This window comes from Micromonospora orduensis (genome assembly GCF_006228125.1).
GTDB lineage: Bacteria > Actinomycetota > Actinomycetes > Mycobacteriales > Micromonosporaceae > Micromonospora > Micromonospora orduensis.
Genome location: NZ_VDFY01000020.1, coordinates 1 through 1,839 on the forward strand (window position 1 = coordinate 1; position 1,839 = coordinate 1,839).

Genomic DNA, 1,839 nt, shown 5'->3' on the forward strand with positions numbered 1-1,839 from the left:
CCGACTCAAAGACCGCGACCTCGGCCGCGTCCCACCGGCCACCAAGACAAACGACTAAAGATCAACCAACCCGAGGTGGTCCACTTTCAGCCGGACCACGGTGGTCAGGGTTGAGGCGGCGTTGACACCCCAAGGTCTGCCGCCGATCCGCATGCCTCTGAGCTAGAGGCCGGCAGTTAGGGTCGCGCCTGCCTGCTTGCCTTCCGATGCGCCCACCTCTCCCGAATCAAGTGTGGAAAGCGCCGTAAACCCCACGTGAGCCGATGCTGCATCGGCCGGCGTCGGTGACCGCCGTTGACCTGCTCGGCTTGTCGGCCGCCGTCGCTCATCACTGGTGTTCGTCAGCCGGCTTGGCTGTACGGATGGCTGTACAGCCACACGGTTTAGGAAGTGTGGACACGGGCGGAAGCTGCTCGGCAGTGACCTCGCTTGACCTGCGCCGCCACGCTGGCTGCCACGTCCAGGAGCTGACCGCCGTTGACCCTCGGGTGTCCCATCGGGCACGCGACGGGCACGCCCGCATTCCCCTGATCTTCGTGGTCCGGTGCCGCCGCCCGCGCAGCCGGGTGCCCCTTCGCAAACTTCCCTGACGAGGTAGGCGAACGGGGCTGCGAATCACGGGCTGCCTCACTAAGGTGCCTCCAATGCGCATTCCACCTCTGCCTAAGGCATCGCTGGAGCTCACCGGCGGCAAGGCTGCAAAGCGAGCAGTCGGCAACCGTCCGGCGAACGTCACCTCACCCATCACGATCGACGCCTACAACCCTGAGTGGCCCGCCATGTTCGCCAAGGAGGAGGCCGTTATCCGGGCTGCGCTTGGCGCCAAGGCGCTTGCGGTCGAGCACGTCGGGTCGACCGCGGTGCCCGGTCTGGCGGCCAAGGATCGACTCGACATCGACCTCATCGTTGCGGACCCGGCAGATGAGGATGCCTACGTGCCGCCGCTGGAAGCCGCCGGCTACTTCCTCCGCACTCGCGACCCTGACTGGTACGAGCACCGCTGCCTCTGGACCCACGACCACGGCGTGAATCTGCACGTCTTCGGCCCTGACTGCGATGAGTACCTCCGCCACCTGATCCTCAGAGACTGGCTTCGCACCCACCCAGAAGATCGCGATCGCTACGCGGCCGAGAAGCACCGAGTAGCCCAGGAACACCCGATGGACATGGCGCTGTACGTCCAGGGCAAGTCGGCGATCATCATCGACATCCTCAAGCTGTGCGGGCTGCGCTGAACAGCACGCGCTGGCCCTGGTCTGCTCGGCTTGCCTGGGTCGGTGGCTGGCGGGATGGCATCCACCACCCACGAACCGGAACCGTTCGGCAACTCCATCTCGGAGTCGTCTGGCCCCCGCCGGAGGCATGCCCTTCATTGGCCGGCGCGCCGGCCAATGCCGGCGCTTGCGCCGCCAGCAGGCCGAGCGCGGCCGGCGCGGCCCGCTTGCCGGCCGCCTTGATCTGATAGAGCGGAATTCGGCAACTGCTACCGATCGGCCTGTGTCCCGTCACGGCTGATGCTTGACACTCGCGTCCCACCAGATGCTTGACATGATCGATACCTCGCTCGTGCTCGGCTTCGGTAGCCTCGTCCGATGCGGACCTCCATGCGTGACTTGACCGACGACGACCGTGAGCTGATCGAGTACGCCCGCCAGATCGTGGACGCAAACACCGACGGCGTGGACGGCATCCATACCGTCGGCGCAGCAGTAGGGTCTGCTGCACCGATAGGTGACAGTTTCAGTCACGCGGCCTGACTGGCCGGTGGGGTCATGATGGTCTCGTACTCGATAGGGGTCAACCGGGACAGGGATCGTTGGCGTCGACGGCGGTGGTAGG

Annotated in this window: 2 protein-coding genes; both read left to right on the forward strand. The window is 65.8% G+C overall.

What is annotated here, in order from left to right; all coding sequences use genetic code 11:
• Positions 1 to 644: 644 nt before the first annotated feature.
• Positions 645 to 1,235 carry a GrpB family protein gene (locus FHG89_RS00130; RefSeq protein WP_139581814.1) on the forward strand — a complete coding sequence of 197 codons (591 nt, stop codon included), beginning with the start codon at positions 645 to 647 and terminating at the stop codon, positions 1,233 to 1,235.
• Between the two features lie 357 nt (positions 1,236 to 1,592).
• Positions 1,593 to 1,757, forward strand: a complete 165-nt coding sequence (locus FHG89_RS32670; RefSeq protein WP_167517309.1) for a hypothetical protein — start codon at positions 1,593 to 1,595, stop codon at positions 1,755 to 1,757.
• Positions 1,758 to 1,839: the final 82 nt, after the last annotated feature.

What these genes read in the sequence shown, in the direction of transcription:
- FHG89_RS00130 (WP_139581814.1), top strand. Translation starts at nt 645, where the DNA reads ATGCGCATTCCACCTCTGCCTAAGGCATCGCTGGAGCTCACCGGCGGC.
- FHG89_RS32670 (WP_167517309.1), top strand. Translation starts at nt 1,593, where the DNA reads ATGCGGACCTCCATGCGTGACTTGACCGACGACGACCGTGAGCTGATC.